Origin of the sequence: Algibacter ulvanivorans (genome assembly GCF_048381495.1) — a bacterium.
GTDB lineage: Bacteria > Bacteroidota > Bacteroidia > Flavobacteriales > Flavobacteriaceae > Algibacter_B > Algibacter_B ulvanivorans.
Genome location: NZ_JBLWGD010000109.1, coordinates 1 through 255, shown reverse-complemented (window position 1 = coordinate 255; position 255 = coordinate 1). Strand labels below are relative to the sequence as shown.

The window sequence follows — 255 nt, the reverse complement described above, 5'->3', positions numbered from 1 at the left end:
CCGATAGTGATGGTGATGGTTTAACGGATTGTGAAGAAACTACAGGTATAGACGATCCGAGTACGCCAACAGTACCAACAGGTACCTCCGATGAAAACGATCCATGTAGCCCAGTAGGCATCAACACAACCGATAGTGATGGTGATGGTTTAACGGATTGTGAGGAAACTACAGGTATAGATGATCCAAGTACGCCAACAGTACCAACAGGTACATCCGATGAAAACGATCCATGTAGCCCAGTAGGCATCAACA

The 255-nt window shown here is 45.9% G+C and carries 1 pseudogene; it reads left to right on the top strand.

Annotated features, from left to right (window positions below):
• Nucleotides 1-255, top strand: a pseudogene (locus ACNG5D_RS16170) (hypothetical protein); the annotation flags it as partial.